A 14,266-nucleotide genomic window follows, 5' to 3' on the forward strand; every position below is an offset into this window, starting at 1 on the left:
GTTCGGGTCACATGCTGGATGCGGCACGCCGTATCCCTGGCAACACTTCAGCCGAAGTCATTGCCCATAGGCCCTGAACAGGCCACAAAAAACAGGCCAAAACCAACGTAACCTCAGTCGCGAGAGGCAACGAGCCCGTCACGGCATACAGGGTCCTGATCTACCATGGCCTCGGCCTCGGCCAAATCGGTGGCCTCGACCAGCAGCAGGCCGGCACGGGGGGCGGCGCCTGTCAATGGTCCGGCCAGCTTGAGCCGACCCTGGTCGAACATCTGGCCCAGCCAGGCCCGGTGGGCTGGCCGGTTCTGCTCCAACTTGGCGGCGTCGTCGCAGTAGCGGTAGATCACGGCGAAGTAGCTCACAGATGCAGCCTACGCCGCCGGTCAATCGACTTGATCGTTTCAATGACGCCTCCAGATCGACTTGACCAATTCAATCAAGGTGGATTGGGTCCACCTGGGGAAACGTCAAGGGCCAATCATCGGGCCGTTCATGTCGATTGGACCGAGTCACACCAGCGTTCAGGTCGATTGGACCGAGTCACACCAGCGTTCATGTCGATTGGACCGAGTCACACCAGCGTTCATATCGATTGGGTGGAGTCACACCAGCGTTCATGTCGATTGGACCGAGTCACACCAGCGTTCATGTCGATTGGACCGAGTCACGCCAGCGTTCATGTCGATTGGGTGGAGTCACACCAGCGTTCAGGTCGATTGGACCGAGTCACACCAGCGTTCATGTCGATTGGGTGGAGTCACACCAGCGTTCAACTCGATCAGGACCTGTCTATTCGACACAGAATCGACCCAGACGGCCCATGGCCGGGCACGGGACCAAGGTGACTGGGCCGCGATAGCGGGCGGGCCGGCATCGGGCGCCTAAGCTAGGTGGCAAGACAAGGGGACCGGATGGAACTAATCGACACCACAGAGATGTACTTGCGCACCATTTACCAGTTGCGCGAGTCAGGTGTGGTGCCGATGCGGGCGAGGATCGCCGAACAGCTGGGCCATTCGGGTCCAACTGTGTCGCAAACTGTGGCCCGGATGGAGCGTGACGGCCTGGTCTGGCTGGGTCAGGACCGGCGCCTGGAGCTGACTGACGACGGTGCCACCAAAGCCATGCGCGTAATGCGTAAACACCGCCTGGCCGAGCGGATGCTAACCGAGATGATTGGCCTGCCTTGGCCCAAGGTCCACGAAGAGGCTTGTCGCTGGGAACACGTTATGAGCCAGGAGGTCGAGCGGCGACTGGTGACGATCCTGCCGCCACCGTTTGTTTCGCCCTTTGGCCTACCGATTCCCGGTCTGGTTGAGCTTGGCGTTGAACCCGTCGCCGCCAGCTCTGGCTGGGAAGTCAATTCGGTGGCGCGCCTGCTTGAGCCGCCCGCCACGGCTGGGCCGCTGGAGGTCCGGCTGGTCATGATTGGCGAAGTGCCGCAGGCTGAATCAGTGTTGCTTGAAAGCTTCGAGGCAGCTGGGTTGTCGCTGGGTTCTGCGGTTGTGATCTGGCCGGACCCAGACGGCGGGTTTGGTATTGGCCTGCCCGATGACGGTCCTTCGGTCCGGCTGACGCCTGTGGAGGGCCGCCACGTGCTGGTCAGCGATAGTTGACGAATTGCAGAGCGGCCTCGAAGTCTTGTTCCTTGACCAGCGCGATTACCGCTTGCAGGTCGTCGCGTGACTTCGAGGTGACGCGCAATTCGTCGCCCTGAATCTGGGTCTTGACTCCGCGCGGTCCTTCGTCGCGGATGGCTTTGGCGATCTTCTTGGCCAACTCGGTGCTGAGACCCTGCTTCAACCTGGCCTCGATTCGGGTTTCCTTGCCGCTGACCCGCGGTTCAGCCGCATCGAGCGCCTTGAGTGAGACGCCGCGCCTGACCAGTTTGGTTTCGAAGACATCCAGCACGGCCTTGACCCGGTCCTCAGCGTTGGCCGCCATTACGATCATGTCCTGGCCTGACCAGGCGATCGAGGCGCCGGTGTTCTTGAAGTCGTAGCGTTGGCGGATCTCTTTGGCCGCCTGGTTCAAGGCGTTGTCGACCTCCTGGTGGTCAACCTTGGAGACAATGTCAAACGAATTATCCTGAGCCATGGCCACCATTGTGGCACTTGACGGCTTCAGCCCGGGTCAGGCGTCAGGGGCCATCCTTGGCACACGAACCGGTACGGACTCGAGTCACCTAAGTCGGTTGGCCCGGCGCCATTGGCTGCGCCGGCGCCGGAGCTTGGTAGCCGGCCTGGCCCAAGCTCTGCCGTTGGGCGGCATCCTGGGCCGATTGCGGCGTGGCCGCATCACCCTGCCCAATTGGCTCAATCATGGCGGCGGTGCCATAGCAGCACAGCTCAGTCCAGGTATCGCCAATCGACGAGGCGCTGTAACGCAAGGCGATCACCGCATTGGCGTTGCGCCGGACGGCCTCTTCAACCATCCGGTTGGTCGCTTCCATCCGGGCCTGGAACAGGTTTTCAGTCATACCTTTGAGTTCTCCGCCAGCCATCGACTTGAAACCGGCTCCCATTTGGGAAAAGACGTTTCGCGACCGGACGGTGACCCCCATCACCTCACCTAACACTGCGGTTACCCGGTAGCCGGGGATGTCGTTCATCGTGACGATCAGCATGGCTGCTCCTCGAATGGTCTTAGTTGGTCTTGTGGCCTTTGGGGCAGCGAAAACTGATTTCCCTCAGGGTTGATCTCATTGTAAAGTTGCCTGGCGTCCGCGACACTGACATCAGTGAGGTGGATGTCCGGCGGGTTGCCCGAGAGGCCAATGGGATCTGACTGTAAATCAGACGCGGAATCGCTTCGGGAGTTCGAATCTCTCACCCGCCACCAGGGCAAACATGCCCAAGACCTGCATCTTCACTTCTAGGCCCCGTTTCGGGGCGTGGTCGCTAGTGTACTCGGTTAGACTTGATTTGACGCTGCATCTTGCATGTATGTTGCACGCATCTTGCACGCCGGGAAGGGGCTTCGATGGGCAAACGTACTTGGGGGCGGGTCAGGAAGCTGCCATCAGGGAAGTGGCAAGCCGGATTCGCCCTACCTAAGGGGTACACATACAGCCTGGAAGACGGTAAAACCTACCAAGTCCCGCCTGGCAGGGTCTACCACGGACCAATGACCTATGACACCAAGGACGCTGCGGATGCGTGGCTGTCCAAGACGCGGACCGCCCTTGGCGACAGCACCTGGATCCCACCAGACGCGCCCAAGACCGAGCCGGCAAGGGTTTGGACGTTCGCCGAGTGGGCAGGCGAGGTAATGAAGGCAAAGCGCGCGAAGCTCAAACCCAAGACCTTGGCAGATTATGAGCGCTGGCTGGACAAGTACCTAATGCCGGCTTTCGGAGGTGTGCCCTTGGGGCAGATAACTCCGGACATGGTGACTGAATGGCACTCTGGCTTGGCACCAGATCACCCGGAGAGGCACACCGGCGAGACCCTGCGTGCCTCGGTCTATCGGTTGCTGTCCAGCATCATGAACCAAGCGGTCAAAGCTAAACCACCGCTACTCGAAGACAACCCCTGCCAGATTGACAGTGCGGCGGATCCACCGGAGCCAGAGTTGAGGGACCTTCCAACGCCCCGTGAAATCGCCAACGCAGCGGACGCGATGCCGGAGGCGTACCGGCTCACTGTTCTATTGGCCGCCTACTGCGCGTTGCGTAGTGGTGAGGTCCGCGCGCTTCAACGACGGGACATCGACCTTCGCGGGAAACAGGCTTGGCTACGTGTGAGGCGAAACAAGGTCGGCCAGGTGGTTGGTACACCAAAGACAAGGACTGGACGCCGGACGGTGCCAATTCCAAGCGGCCTTGTGCCAGTGGTGAAGGCTCACTTGGCGGACAATGTCGAGGCCCCGGGCGATGCCTGGCTGTTTGAGGGACCACGCGGCGGGCCGCTCGCAGAAAGCACCTTCAACACGTACTGGCGCGAGGCACGCGGAAAGGCCGGGATTGGGCCCGGTGACCGTGACGATGAAGATCCCGGCGTAGACTTCCACTCCCTGCGCCGCTGGTGGGCCACCTATGCCCAGGTAGAGGCCGGCGCCACTGACCGGCAAGTCATGGAACAGCTCGGGCAGACCAGTCTTGCTGTGGTGAAGCGGTACGTGAGAGACGTTGAGGCGAAGCGGCACGAGATTTCGGAGGCTGTCGCCGGCCTGCTCGAAGACGCAGCGCCGGACCGAGAGACCTCGGTCTAGGTGGTTCGAGCGCCGGCAGGCAGTGAAAATACCCAGGCTGGTACAAGACTGTAGACATCGGCCAATGGCCCGCCCGTGACCCCGTTCAATCACGCCGCGCCCAGGGTTGGGGCGGGGCCGGGCTTTGCATATGCCGTGCGTAACCTGGGCCGGTCTGACCGAGTGGCGTAGCGGACCCGTGCCACCCACCGGGCAATTGGACGTTTTTGTCTGAGGTCTACAGTTCGGAGGCCCCTTAGAATTGGGCATCTGCGGCTTCAGGGCATTGCCGACACGCTGGACGGCAATAGATAGGAGCGGACGATACCGTCCAATGGTAGTCTCAATGTAATCGCCTTGAAGGGCGCTTCCAAGACCGCAGACCGAGGAAGACGAAGGTCTGCGATGCCAAAAAACGGCAGCTTGCCTACCTACCTATCAGTGGATCAGTTCGCCTATGAGACTGACACATGCACTAAAACAGTGCGCCGGCAAATACGAAAAGGCACCATTCCGGCCAAACGTTTCGGTGATCGAATTCTAATCCCCCGGTCTGCCCTCGATAACCTGCCTGATGTTCCCAATGCGGGCACCTATTCAAGGCGGGTGGCATGACTAATGGGCGAAAAGAAAGTGGCCGCCCTTTCGGACGGCCACAATCATAACCACGTAGTCGGAAAGTCGGAACCCAACCAGACCAAAACAATTCTACCCGACGGTGCAGACATTGGCGAGGAATTCCTGGCTAGTGTCCGTGCAAACGGTGATGCAATAGCCGCGAAGGAACGCAAGAGAGCGTCGATAACCCTGGACCAGATGCAACGGGATATGTACCCGCTGCGGGCACCAAAACCGACGTTGACGCGGGCACAAAGATGGCTTGAAGACGTTGGAAAACTGCCCCCCGAATCGGTGCGCCGGCAGATGGCGCTGGTCTTGGTTGAGGCGGATAGGTGGTCGGTTGAGGTGATTGGCTGCGCCTTGCAGGTTGAACCCCGAATAAGGCAGGTGGCAGCATGAGCGGCGCTGCGCCATTCCGTTTGGTGACCTGCCTCAACCGGTGCCCTTTGCGGTGGTGTGGTTGGCAGTGTTGGCAGGCATGCCACCGGGTGAATTGTCGGCATCGGCGGTGCGGGCCATGACCGGGCAACTGGGCCCGGATCCCAGGTTTGATGAACCGGCCCTGTTCGATGGCCCGGACGATCCCGGCCCGTTGGATGCTGGCGTCGAGGGTCTTGTCGAGCTGGCCAGAGACGCCGACCAAGAGTCGGACGGAACCCACCAGGCCGTGAACCTCATACATCGAACCGGGCGCGGGGCTGCCCTGCTGAACGATGTAGAGGCGTTTCTTGCCAGCTATGTCGCCTACCCCAGCGCCGCGGCCAAAGTCGCGCACACGCTTTGGATCGCTCACACCTGGCTAATGGACCGGTGGGAGTCAACGCCCCGGATCGCGTTTCTCTCACCAGAGCCGGGGTCAGGAAAGACCAGGGCGTTAGAGGTGACAGAGCCACTAGTGCCCCGTGCCGTTTTGGCTGTCAACTGCACGCCCGCCTACCTGTTCCGCAAGGTATCGGATCCGGCGGGGCCGCCAACCCTGCTATATGACGAAATAGACACGGTCTTTGGCCCCAAAGCCAAGGACAACGAGGACGTCCGCGCCATGCTGAACTCAGGGCATCGACGCGGCGCCACTGCTGGCCGGTGTGTGGTACGCGGCGTCAAAGTTGAGACTGAAGAGCTGCCCGCCTATTGTGCTGTCGCCCTGGCTGGAATCGGCAACCTGCCAGACACCATCACGGCCAGATCAATCGTGGTCAAGATGCGCAGACGTGCGCGTGGCGAGGTTATCAAACCATGGCGGCAAAGACTGACCAGCGAGCCCGCCACAAACCTGGCGGTCCGGCTTTTGGAATGGGTCGAGACAATCCCAGCGGTCATTGAGGATTGGCCAGTCATGCCGCTTGGGGTCGAGGATCGTAACGCCGACATATGGGAAGCGCTCCTAGCGGTGGCCGATTTCGCCGGAGGTGACTGGCCAGATCGTGCCCGCGCGGCGGCCGTGACTCTGGTGGCGGAATCGGGCGACGACAGGCTGACCCTTGGCGTGACCCTGTTACGGGATTTGCAGACGGTTTTCGCCGGCCGTGACAGGTTGCCAACCGAGACCATCCTTAACGGCCTCTTGGCCATAGAGGAATCACCTTGGAGTGACCTACGGGGCAAGCCGCTCGATTCCCGCAAACTGGCCGTGTTGCTGCGCCGGTTTGAGGTGAAGCCGGGTAAACACCGGGACGGCGAATCGACTTTCCGAGGCTATTTGGCGGCCGACCTCAAAGACCCTTGGTCGAGGTACCTTCCCCCGTTACCTGGAAAGACCGGAACGGACGGAACAAGTGGAACGGACCAGGTCAACAGCCCGGTATCTGTTCCACACGACGGCCGTGCTCCGGATCGGGCGCCACAAGACGCCGGTCCATGTTCCACCAACGTACCCGGAACAGTCGAACCATGTGGCACAGCCGGCGAGACCGTCACCAGCACTGTTCCAGGCGATCCGCCTGTTCCGCCATCTGGCGGTCACGGGCAGGCGAGCCCGGCGGGTCAACAATCCGGGGCATCTCTGGCCGGGCAGTGCGTCGACTGCGGTAACCCCCTAGACCGCGCCCTAATTGATGCCGGTGAGACAACGCATGCGGCTTGCATTCCGGGCAGCAACCAACTAGCGAACCAGTAAGCGGACCACGAACACTAATCAATGGAAGGACAACGTCAATGTACGATCCAAACGCAATAGAGCATGACCCGCCCCAACTAAACCGGTCGCATCTAGAAAAAATGACCCCGGAACAAATCATGGACGCCCACGAATGCGGCCAATTCCGGGATCTCATGGAAGGGGCGGAATCGGAAACGACCGTCTCAAAACCAACAGGCGGGATTACCGCTCAAACACCAGAGGCTCTATTCCAGGGTGGCGGCGACGTTGGGGCGCAAAGCGACTCGATAATGCAACAACTCACCAAAACAGACCTTGAAAGCATGACCCCGGAACAAATCATGGACGCCCACAGCAAAGGGCTGTTACGTGACCTGACAGGCAGCTAACAGGGGCACACCAGCAAAGCACTAACAATCCCAGGAACACAGGAGACACGATTATGGTCAATATTCCTATTTCAGACAACTACAGGCGATTCAGCAAAGCGGCCTCAGCTGCTGGGGTCGAATTGTCGGCAGAACTCGCCGAGACCGTCAAGTTCGCCCACCAGGTTTATCGTCGGGCGGGCCGTGACTTGAAGGCATCAAAAAGTAGTGCCGTAGGCGCATATCTTGAGGCGTGCCGTCAGTGCCCAGACCAGCCGATTAGCCACCAGCCGCTACAAGAAGCCGTGTTGCAGGCCGCAGCTGAACAGTACGCCGAGTCAGCGGCATGGCGCGCCTGGACAGCCGTCAAAGAGACCGCTACCCAAGAGTTCGACAAAATAACCGAGGTCTGGCGCCCCGGTTTTCGCAAGTTGGCAACCACCCTGACCAAAACGATGACCGCCCTGGCACTGCCGGACCTTGACGAACGGCACATGGCACAAGTCCTATCGCAAGGTGGCCGTGCCGCCGCAGCGTGGAACGAAGCCCACGAAGCGGCGGCCCAGCTTGAAATGGTTGGCCTGGCTTGGATGGCCCTAGCCGAATTCGTTGGACGCGAAGCCGAGGCCGCCCAAAACTGGAACCTATACGGCATGCCGCGCGAACGCATGGTCAAAGTCAAGTACCTGCCGCTGTGGGGAGTAGACGCTCCCACTGAAACGTGGGACGCAGCAGTCAGAGCCGCTAACAAAGCCAACCGACGGGTCGGCGTTGATGAACTGGCCGGGGCCGGCGCGACGTTGAAGCTAGCGACTTGGGCCGAATATGAGGCCCGCGCCCGCGACTACATTTACCCACCGACAGAAGACACGAAAGACGTGGCCTGACCCCGCGCACCTGCGATAGGCGTCATTGGCTCCTAACTCAGGGCCAGTGGCGCCTATCGGCGCGTAGGATCAAATCGTGCGAAAGGCCCCGGCATGCGCCCAATCCTCGCCCATCCCAGAGCCACCAATGGTTCAAGTTGCCTACTACAACTACGGCGACCCGGTGCCGGACGTTCGCCGCTACACCGGGGAAGGCTGGGTCTACTACTGGACGCTACCTTTCCCGCCCAGGGTTGGGATGCGAGTGATAGTGCCAGCCGTAGGCGCGCGAAAAGCTGCCGTGATAGTCGGTATCGGACCCCCCGCGCGTGACCTGAGAGGAATCAAAATTCAAAGACCCAAAAGGGGTCAAATTTCAGAGACCGTTGACACCTCCAAGCGGAAAAGACACAAGCGCGCCTAGGACTACCGGCGCCAAAAGCTCACCGAGTATCCCGGGTCGGCGTCTGGCGCTTAGACAGATCGCAGACCGCCCCGTGGATCCTTGCGCGCGACGGTATGAGCCTTAGCCCGATCTGCCTTCAACCGGCGGACCTCGCCCCGCTCGGTAGCCTCGCCAGCCCGCTCAGTTTCGATACGCAACCGCATTAGCGCCAACGGGGACAACCCAAGCCTGTCTTCCAACTGGCGACACTCAGACTGTGCCGACATGTCACCACTCTCAGCCCGCAACAGCAGCCGACAATACCTAGCCACCACCCGCTCAGACCCGGACTCCAGCCACAACACGGCCTGGGGGCGAGCCCAAAGCTCACGCCAAACGGCTAGCTCTGCTTCTAAGCGCTCATCGGCCACCATCTGCGCCCGGTCAACCTTCAACTGGTGACGGTTCACCGCCGCCTGGGCACTCGCCTTAGCCCGACCCTGGGCGGCGGCCAGCTTCCCATCCAACGCGGCCTGCCGGTCCAACATCACCTGTAACTCGGCCTGGGCCCGTGCCCCAGGGCCCAACGGCCAGGGCGGCGGTTCAGGCAGCCGATCATTAGCCCCCAACACGCGGAACGGGTATCGGGCAGCGTTACGACTACGCGCCCTTAGCGACGGATGCTTTGGAGCAGGACCAGGCATAACGAACCACCTTCAAGGCTCTGGTCTGCGTTCCGATTCTACCAACCGGGACGCCGCGACCGGTGATAGTGGCACGGTCAAACCGGCCTGGGGAACTTTGGCGCCACTTTTTCTACCTCACCCGCGGTCCTATAGGGCGCGGTTTTTTGGGGGGTGCCCCCCTATTGGGGGTGGGGGGTGGTTAGTGGCGTAGTGTGCCGTGTGTTGCTGCGGTTTTCCGGTCGTGGCATGGTTTGCAGAGGCCTTGCCCGTGTTCGGGTGCGTTTGGGTTTTTTCCGGCGCGTTTCAGTTCGTCGCGTTCGAGTGGTGCGTGATCTGCGATTGTTGAGCGTTGTCCGCATTGGCCTTTGTGTGGGCACCAGGGGGCGGCGCATTGGCAGTAGGGGTCGCGTGCGAGAACTTGTTGCCTGAAATTCTTGTGGCCGCGTGTCTTGTATTCGCGGTTGCGGGGGCGTGATGGTGTGGGGTTGGTGTGAGTGCAGTCGGGGCAGTGTCCTGGTTTGTCGGCGAGGTTGGGGCAGTGTGGGTTGCGGCAGGGGTAGGTGGCGGGTGGGGTCATGGGTGGGCCTGGGTGAGGGTGTGGGCCTTGTTGCGGATGGCTTGTTGTGCTTTGTTGGTGTGGTCTTTGTCGGTGCAGTCTAGGCAGGCCCAGGCGACTAGGTAGATGGTGGGGTCACGTGGGAGGTAGTGCCATGTGGTCTGTCCGTGGGGGTGGCCTGGTGGGGGTGGGGCTGGCCCCTACTCCTGGGGGCCGGGGGTTGTCTGTTGGTGCGTGTGGTTGGTTGCTGCTGGTCTCTTTGGTAGTTGCTGCTGGTCTCTTTGGTAGTTGCTGCTGGCCCTGGGGGTGTGTGGGTCTGCCTACCAGGGCAGGGCCTTAGGTGCTGGGAAGGGTAGGCCCCCAGGGTGGGTTGGTGTCCCGCGCCCTGGGGGCCTGTGTCTGTGGTGCGTGTTAGACCGCTACCAGGTCCGACACGTGGGCCCCGATGGCGTCGGCCACGCGCCACAGCTCGCTAATCCCAAAGTCGGAGTGGCCGGCAAGTTTCCGGGACAAGGTCACGCAGGGGATACCTGTCTTTTCGGCAACCTGGCGGCGTGACAAGCCGCTTGCCCGGAGCGCGTCGCGTGTCTTGCCGGCGATCACGGCTCTCAGGGCTGGGGCGTCGAGGTTGGCGGGTGACTTGTGTTTGCGCGCCTTGGCTGCGCGGGCCCTCAGTTCGGCCCGTGTGGCGGTGATAAGCAGCGTGATTGCGTTGTCGGTCTCCGAGTCAATGTTGCTGTTATCCAACAAGCAAACCAACGCCTCTTGTAGGGCGTTGAGTTGACCGGCGTCCAGGTCAATAGTGGCGACGGTTGGCCCGGATTCGTAATCGCCTGAGTCGAGGTGGGCTTCCTCCATGGTCGACCAGTTGAGGCCGAATTGATTGCAGATCTGTTCCTTGTCGCCCGGTCCCATCATGTCATCAGGGCTCCACCATTCGGCTTGGTTGGCGAGGAGGCGCGACGCTGAGTCATTGTCAATTAGGAGGATATCCGCCAACCATTTCGGGGTGATTGGTTTGCCCATTAGTTTGGTCGCATATTTGAGGTTGGCTGTGAATAGGTGGTCTCGCCAGTAGTAGTCGGTGCTATTGGGACGTGTGCCCCTCACTTGGTCGGTTTGCGGTGCCAACGCGGTGCCGGTCATGACATGGCCCCCACGGTGTCGAGGGACCGGACCCATGCAGACAGGTCATCGGCGAGGATCAGGTATCTGCCGGATTTGCCGGTGCTGCTTGGCTGATGCACGCACGGCAGGGGTGGCCAGCCTGTCTCGGTGTTGACTGCCCCAGCCCGGTAGGCGTGGCAAGCGCGGCGGATGGTGGAGACGCTGAGGCAAGTGGCGGTGGCAGCACCTGGCAGGGTGTAAGAAATCTGGCTTAGATTGGTCTTTGTGTTGGTCATGGGTTCTGTCCTTTGCTTGGTTGGTTGACTGCCCAGGTGTCGGGCGCAGCATTGACCGCCTCGCCCGCGAGCAAGTAGTCGGGATCCACTCCCAGGGCGTGGCCGATGCTCTCCAGCTCGTTTGTGTCAAATGGCCGCAGCGCTCGCAGCTTGTATGACAGCGATGCCTTTGGCAGTCCGGTAGCGGCGGCCAGCCCTCCAAGTGAGCGGCTGGCGTGGGCCATGGCTTCATTGACGCGGCGGGCCACTGCCTGCCGTAGCGTCTCGGTGGGGGTTGTAGTTGCGGTGGTCATATGGGTTTCCTTCCAGAGTTGTAGGGGTTGGTTTCCTCGGGTGGTTACCTACGCCGGCCACGATGGGGGTTTTCGGTCTGTGAGTACTCTTGGATTGTCGCCACAGCGCTTGCTGCCGAATCGGCGAGGACGCTGAGGCATTGACCCGGTTGCGGGCCTGACAGCAGGTTCCCAGGTGTTGTGTCGGGCGGGACATGGCCGGGTTAGGATAAGTATTGCGGGCGTCGATTCTGGCTCCTTGGCTTCTGTTAGTTTTGCACGTACATTGCACGGGCGGGGGCCCTAGGGCCTTGACCTGGTGGCCGTGGCTGACTGTAAATCAGACGCGGAATCGCTTCGGGAGTTCGAATCTCTCACCCGCCACCAGGAGGAGGGCCGAGCGAAAGACAGCTCGGTGGCGGCTAGTCTCCCATGCGATTGAAGGCATTTCGCACCTTGATCACGATGCTGGGCGCGACGGTGGCGATCGACGCGCACGCGCTGAGGGCGCCAAGACCACTTTTCCCAGACAGAGTGAGCCACACGAAGGCCACCAAAAATGCGAAAGGCACCAGTCCCTGCAAGACAGTCATAATCAAGAACGCCAGGGACGTTGCCTTGGATTCTAGTGCCTGGCCAGCGATGCGGGACGCCAGGTCGCTCTCGGCCATGCGCAGAATCCTGTCCGCGCTACCAGGTAATGCGTGATCGTAGGCCGCAAAGTCTTCGGGCGGAGGCAGCGGGCCAGATCGGAAAACCTCTGCCGTTGCGTGCTGGACCACTAGGCCTGGGTGGGTTCCCGCCTCATCGCTGTCCTCATCGACTCGCCCACCTGCTGCCAAGAGTCCCTCGTCAGGTTGTTTCTTCGGCTGTTGGGTCCTGCCTGCGTGTCGCGGAACGTCTGGAATGTGGTCTCCGGGTCCGTCGCCATCTGGGCGCTCGCCTTGAGTGCTCGCTGGATCGCTTGGCCGGTGCTCATGTGTCAATTCTATTCCTCTGTGGTTCTACTGTGCCATTCGATGCGTTCCGCTGGGGCTATCTGGGGCCGGTAATGGTCCAACCGTATTCTCCGACGACGCGGCCACGCGTCAAGCTGCCCTGTCTCTCCACATCTTGAACAGCCGGGCTGTTAGGTCGGACTGTCTTGCATATCTGCCGTTGGCATATGCCTCCAATGCCACACCTCAGAGGAAGAAGTCGCGGTGTCAGCATCGAGCCGTGACTTCCTGCCGTCCTCGGGGACTGGCGGGATTTTTTCACTTTGGAGTCTTGCCTGACACAGCTGACCCGGTTTGCTGCTGCGCCTGGCACACTCAATCCCGATGACTGTTTGGGGAGTCAATCAAAGCCAGAGTGACCTGGGCGTTTACCAGGGCGATTGTGCAAAACGTGGCAACGAGTCTCAGGCTGTGTGCCAGGCGCAACAACCAACGCCGGGCAGCCAGGTAGCTGGCTGACTGGTTTGAGGCTTGGCCAGGGGCCAACGTTTTCCGCGGCATGGCAAGGTCGTGTACTCTCTGGGAGGCTGCCCCGATAGCTCAGTCGGCAGAGCGTCTCCATGGTAAGGAGAAGGTCAAGGGTTCGATTCCCTTTCGGGGCTCCACGCGCGTCAGCGCACCGGGCGGGGTAGCTCAGACGGTTAGAGCGCACGACTCATAATCGTGAGGTCGGGGGTTCGATCCCCCCTCCCGCTACCAGGGGGCCTGCCAACCAGCAGGCGGCGAACAGAAGGAGAGCAGAGACATGGCCAGCAAAACGGCGGATGTGCGTCCCAAGATCACCCTTGCATGCACCAACTGCAAAGAGCGCAATTACATCACCAAAAAGAATCGCCGCAACAACCCGGACAGAATGTCGATCAACAAATTCTGCCCGCGCTGTGGCCGCCACACTGAGCACCGCGAGACTCGCTAGCCTTGTCGCCTAACCGCGACTTTGTTGGCCGGGTCTACCGCTCGGATGAGCCCTACCTTGTAGGCCGCGAAAAGCTACGCGAATTCGCCACCGCCGTCGGCATCAAGCACCAGGCTTGTCACAATGTCGCGGCTGCCCAGGCCTTGGGTTACCCAGACATCATTGCCGCCCCGACCTTTGCCGTGGTGGTAGCCCAACGGGCCGAGGCCCAATACGTTGGCGACCCGGCCGCCGGCATCGACTTTGACCGGGTGGTGCACGCCGAAGAAGCCTTCAGCCACAACCGGCCAATCGTGGCCGGTGACGAGCTCAGTACAGCCCTAGAAGTGGTCTCCCTGACCGAGCGGGCCGGCTTGGCCACCATCACCACACAGGTAGACATCACCGATTCGTCCGGTGCCCCAGTAGCCCAGGTGAAATCGGTTTTGGCGCTAGGGGGCGCCCGATGACGGCTCCCGGAGGCGGCATTGGACCTCGCCTTGGCCAGGTGCGGCCCCAGGTGGGCGACAACCTCGGTCCGCTCCTAGTCCAGGTTTCGCGGGCTGACCTGGTCCGTTACGCCGGTGCCAGCGGCGACTTCAATCCGATTCACTTCTCAGACGCCGCCGCCGAGGCGGCCGGTCTTCCCAGTGTCATTGCCCACGGCATGTTCACAATGGGCGCTGCCATTGACCTGGTGGTTGACTGGCTGGGCGACCCGGGTCGCATCTGCGCCTACAACGTCCGTTTCGCCCGCCCGGTACCGGTGCCACCGACTGGTTCGGTCAGCCTTGAGGTATCCGGTCGCATTCGCGCCGTCAATGAAGACACAGCCGAGCTGGTCATAAGCGTGCAACTGGGCGGAACTAGGCTGTTGGGCAAGGCCAGCGCCACTGTGCGTCTGGCACCGGCCGCCTAGCTGATGGC

General features: G+C 61.3%; 16 protein-coding genes, 4 tRNA genes and 1 pseudogene. 13 read left to right on the plus strand and 8 right to left on the minus strand.

The features are described from left to right. Positions 1-113 precede the first annotated feature (113 nt). The gene (locus FWD29_03320) at positions 114-362 is read right to left on the minus strand and encodes a YciI family protein (GenBank protein MCL2802977.1); all 249 of its coding nucleotides are present in this window, start codon (positions 360-362) and stop codon (positions 114-116) included. A gap of 549 nt (positions 363-911) precedes the next feature. Here FWD29_03320 and FWD29_03325 point away from each other — a divergent pair. Continuing rightward, positions 912-1,334: pseudogene (locus FWD29_03325) on the plus strand (metal-dependent transcriptional regulator). Positions 1,335-1,602: 268 nt separating this feature from the next. On the opposite strand, the gene FWD29_03330 reads toward FWD29_03325, so the two are convergent. Both FWD29_03330 and FWD29_03335 read right to left on the minus strand, forming a co-directional pair. Next, positions 1,603-2,097: a YajQ family cyclic di-GMP-binding protein gene (locus tag FWD29_03330; protein ID MCL2802978.1), complete on the minus strand. Its 495-nt coding sequence runs from the start codon at positions 2,095-2,097 to the stop codon at positions 1,603-1,605. Between the two features lie 88 nt (positions 2,098-2,185). Beyond that, positions 2,186-2,626: a YbjQ family protein gene (locus FWD29_03335; GenBank protein ID MCL2802979.1), complete on the minus strand. Its 441-nt coding sequence runs from the start codon at positions 2,624-2,626 to the stop codon at positions 2,186-2,188. Between the two features lie 129 nt (positions 2,627-2,755). Here FWD29_03335 and FWD29_03340 point away from each other — a divergent pair. The 6 genes from FWD29_03340 (at position 2,756) to FWD29_03365 (ending at position 8,165) form a co-directional block, all read left to right on the plus strand. Continuing rightward, positions 2,756-2,841: transfer RNA gene (locus FWD29_03340), tRNA-Tyr, on the plus strand. A 285-nt stretch (positions 2,842-3,126) separates the two neighbouring features. Beyond that, a complete protein-coding gene (locus FWD29_03345; GenBank protein MCL2802980.1) occupies positions 3,127-4,212 on the plus strand; it encodes a site-specific integrase in 1,086 nt (361 codons plus the stop codon). Between the two features lie 795 nt (positions 4,213-5,007). Further along, positions 5,008-5,211 carry a hypothetical protein gene (locus tag FWD29_03350; GenBank protein ID MCL2802981.1) on the plus strand — a complete coding sequence of 68 codons (204 nt, stop codon included), beginning with the start codon at positions 5,008-5,010 and terminating at the stop codon, positions 5,209-5,211. Between the two features lie 79 nt (positions 5,212-5,290). After that, positions 5,291-6,928, plus strand: coding sequence for a DUF3631 domain-containing protein (locus tag FWD29_03355; protein MCL2802982.1), 1,638 nt, complete (start codon positions 5,291-5,293; stop codon positions 6,926-6,928). A 38-nt stretch (positions 6,929-6,966) separates the two neighbouring features. After that, complete coding sequence (locus tag FWD29_03360) at positions 6,967-7,299, plus strand: hypothetical protein (GenBank protein MCL2802983.1); 333 nt, start codon at positions 6,967-6,969, stop codon at positions 7,297-7,299. Positions 7,300-7,583: 284 nt separating this feature from the next. Further along, positions 7,584-8,165, plus strand: coding sequence for a hypothetical protein (locus FWD29_03365; protein ID MCL2802984.1), 582 nt, complete (start codon positions 7,584-7,586; stop codon positions 8,163-8,165). 453 nt (positions 8,166-8,618) lie between these two features. Here FWD29_03365 and FWD29_03370 read toward each other — a convergent pair whose 3' ends face one another. The 4 genes from FWD29_03370 to FWD29_03385 all read right to left on the minus strand — a co-directional run bounded on the left by FWD29_03370 (position 8,619) and on the right by FWD29_03385 (position 11,467). Then, on the minus strand, positions 8,619-9,161 hold the full coding sequence (locus FWD29_03370) for a hypothetical protein (GenBank protein MCL2802985.1): 543 nt from the start codon (positions 9,159-9,161) through the stop codon (positions 8,619-8,621). Between the two features lie 1,021 nt (positions 9,162-10,182). Continuing rightward, entirely contained in the window at positions 10,183-10,917 is a 735-nt protein-coding gene (locus FWD29_03375; GenBank protein MCL2802986.1) for a helix-turn-helix domain-containing protein, read from the minus strand. Next, positions 10,914-11,174 (minus strand): hypothetical protein, encoded by a 261-nt coding sequence (locus FWD29_03380; protein ID MCL2802987.1) that lies wholly within the window; start codon positions 11,172-11,174, stop codon positions 10,914-10,916. The genes FWD29_03375 and FWD29_03380 overlap by 4 nt, the downstream gene beginning before the upstream one ends. Continuing rightward, positions 11,171-11,467, minus strand: coding sequence for a helix-turn-helix domain-containing protein (locus tag FWD29_03385; protein ID MCL2802988.1), 297 nt, complete (start codon positions 11,465-11,467; stop codon positions 11,171-11,173). Before FWD29_03385 ends, FWD29_03380 begins: the two co-directional genes overlap by 4 nt. A gap of 272 nt (positions 11,468-11,739) precedes the next feature. Here FWD29_03385 and FWD29_03390 point away from each other — a divergent pair. Beyond that, positions 11,740-11,833, plus strand: a tRNA-Tyr gene (locus FWD29_03390). Between the two features lie 35 nt (positions 11,834-11,868). Here FWD29_03390 and FWD29_03395 read toward each other — a convergent pair. Beyond that, positions 11,869-12,117, minus strand: coding sequence for a hypothetical protein (locus FWD29_03395; protein MCL2802989.1), 249 nt, complete (start codon positions 12,115-12,117; stop codon positions 11,869-11,871). An 856-nt stretch (positions 12,118-12,973) separates the two neighbouring features. Here FWD29_03395 and FWD29_03400 point away from each other — a divergent pair. The 5 genes from FWD29_03400 to FWD29_03420 all read left to right on the plus strand — a co-directional run bounded on the left by FWD29_03400 (position 12,974) and on the right by FWD29_03420 (position 14,258). Beyond that, positions 12,974-13,049 (plus strand) — tRNA-Thr (locus FWD29_03400). A gap of 17 nt (positions 13,050-13,066) precedes the next feature. Further along, a tRNA-Met gene (locus FWD29_03405) sits at positions 13,067-13,143 on the plus strand. Between the two features lie 46 nt (positions 13,144-13,189). Further along, positions 13,190-13,360, plus strand: a complete 171-nt coding sequence (gene rpmG, locus FWD29_03410) for a 50S ribosomal protein L33 (GenBank protein MCL2802990.1) — start codon at positions 13,190-13,192, stop codon at positions 13,358-13,360. 2 nt (positions 13,361-13,362) lie between these two features. Next, entirely contained in the window at positions 13,363-13,809 is a 447-nt protein-coding gene (locus FWD29_03415; protein MCL2802991.1) for a MaoC family dehydratase N-terminal domain-containing protein, read from the plus strand. Then, entirely contained in the window at positions 13,806-14,258 is a 453-nt protein-coding gene (locus FWD29_03420; GenBank protein ID MCL2802992.1) for a MaoC family dehydratase N-terminal domain-containing protein, read from the plus strand. Before FWD29_03415 ends, FWD29_03420 begins: the two co-directional genes overlap by 4 nt. Positions 14,259-14,266 lie beyond the last annotated feature (8 nt).

This window comes from Micrococcales bacterium, assembly GCA_009784895.1.
Taxonomy (GTDB): Bacteria; Actinomycetota; Actinomycetes; order Actinomycetales; family WQXJ01; genus WQXJ01.

What these genes read in the sequence shown, in the direction of transcription:
- FWD29_03385 (MCL2802988.1), bottom strand. Translation starts at nt 11,467, where the DNA reads ATGACCACCGCAACTACAACCCCCACCGAGACGCTACGGCAGGCAGTG.
- FWD29_03375 (MCL2802986.1), bottom strand. Translation starts at nt 10,917, where the DNA reads ATGACCGGCACCGCGTTGGCACCGCAAACCGACCAAGTGAGGGGCACA.
- FWD29_03360 (MCL2802983.1), top strand. Translation starts at nt 6,967, where the DNA reads ATGTACGATCCAAACGCAATAGAGCATGACCCGCCCCAACTAAACCGG.
- FWD29_03330 (MCL2802978.1), bottom strand. Translation starts at nt 2,097, where the DNA reads ATGGCTCAGGATAATTCGTTTGACATTGTCTCCAAGGTTGACCACCAG.
- FWD29_03335 (MCL2802979.1), bottom strand. Translation starts at nt 2,626, where the DNA reads ATGCTGATCGTCACGATGAACGACATCCCCGGCTACCGGGTAACCGCA.
- rpmG (MCL2802990.1), top strand. Translation starts at nt 13,190, where the DNA reads ATGGCCAGCAAAACGGCGGATGTGCGTCCCAAGATCACCCTTGCATGC.
- FWD29_03350 (MCL2802981.1), top strand. Translation starts at nt 5,008, where the DNA reads ATGCAACGGGATATGTACCCGCTGCGGGCACCAAAACCGACGTTGACG.
- FWD29_03395 (MCL2802989.1), bottom strand. Translation starts at nt 12,117, where the DNA reads ATGGCCGAGAGCGACCTGGCGTCCCGCATCGCTGGCCAGGCACTAGAA.
- FWD29_03380 (MCL2802987.1), bottom strand. Translation starts at nt 11,174, where the DNA reads ATGACCAACACAAAGACCAATCTAAGCCAGATTTCTTACACCCTGCCA.
- FWD29_03345 (MCL2802980.1), top strand. Translation starts at nt 3,127, where the DNA reads ATGACCTATGACACCAAGGACGCTGCGGATGCGTGGCTGTCCAAGACG.
- FWD29_03355 (MCL2802982.1), top strand. Translation starts at nt 5,291, where the DNA reads ATGCCACCGGGTGAATTGTCGGCATCGGCGGTGCGGGCCATGACCGGG.
- FWD29_03420 (MCL2802992.1), top strand. Translation starts at nt 13,806, where the DNA reads ATGACGGCTCCCGGAGGCGGCATTGGACCTCGCCTTGGCCAGGTGCGG.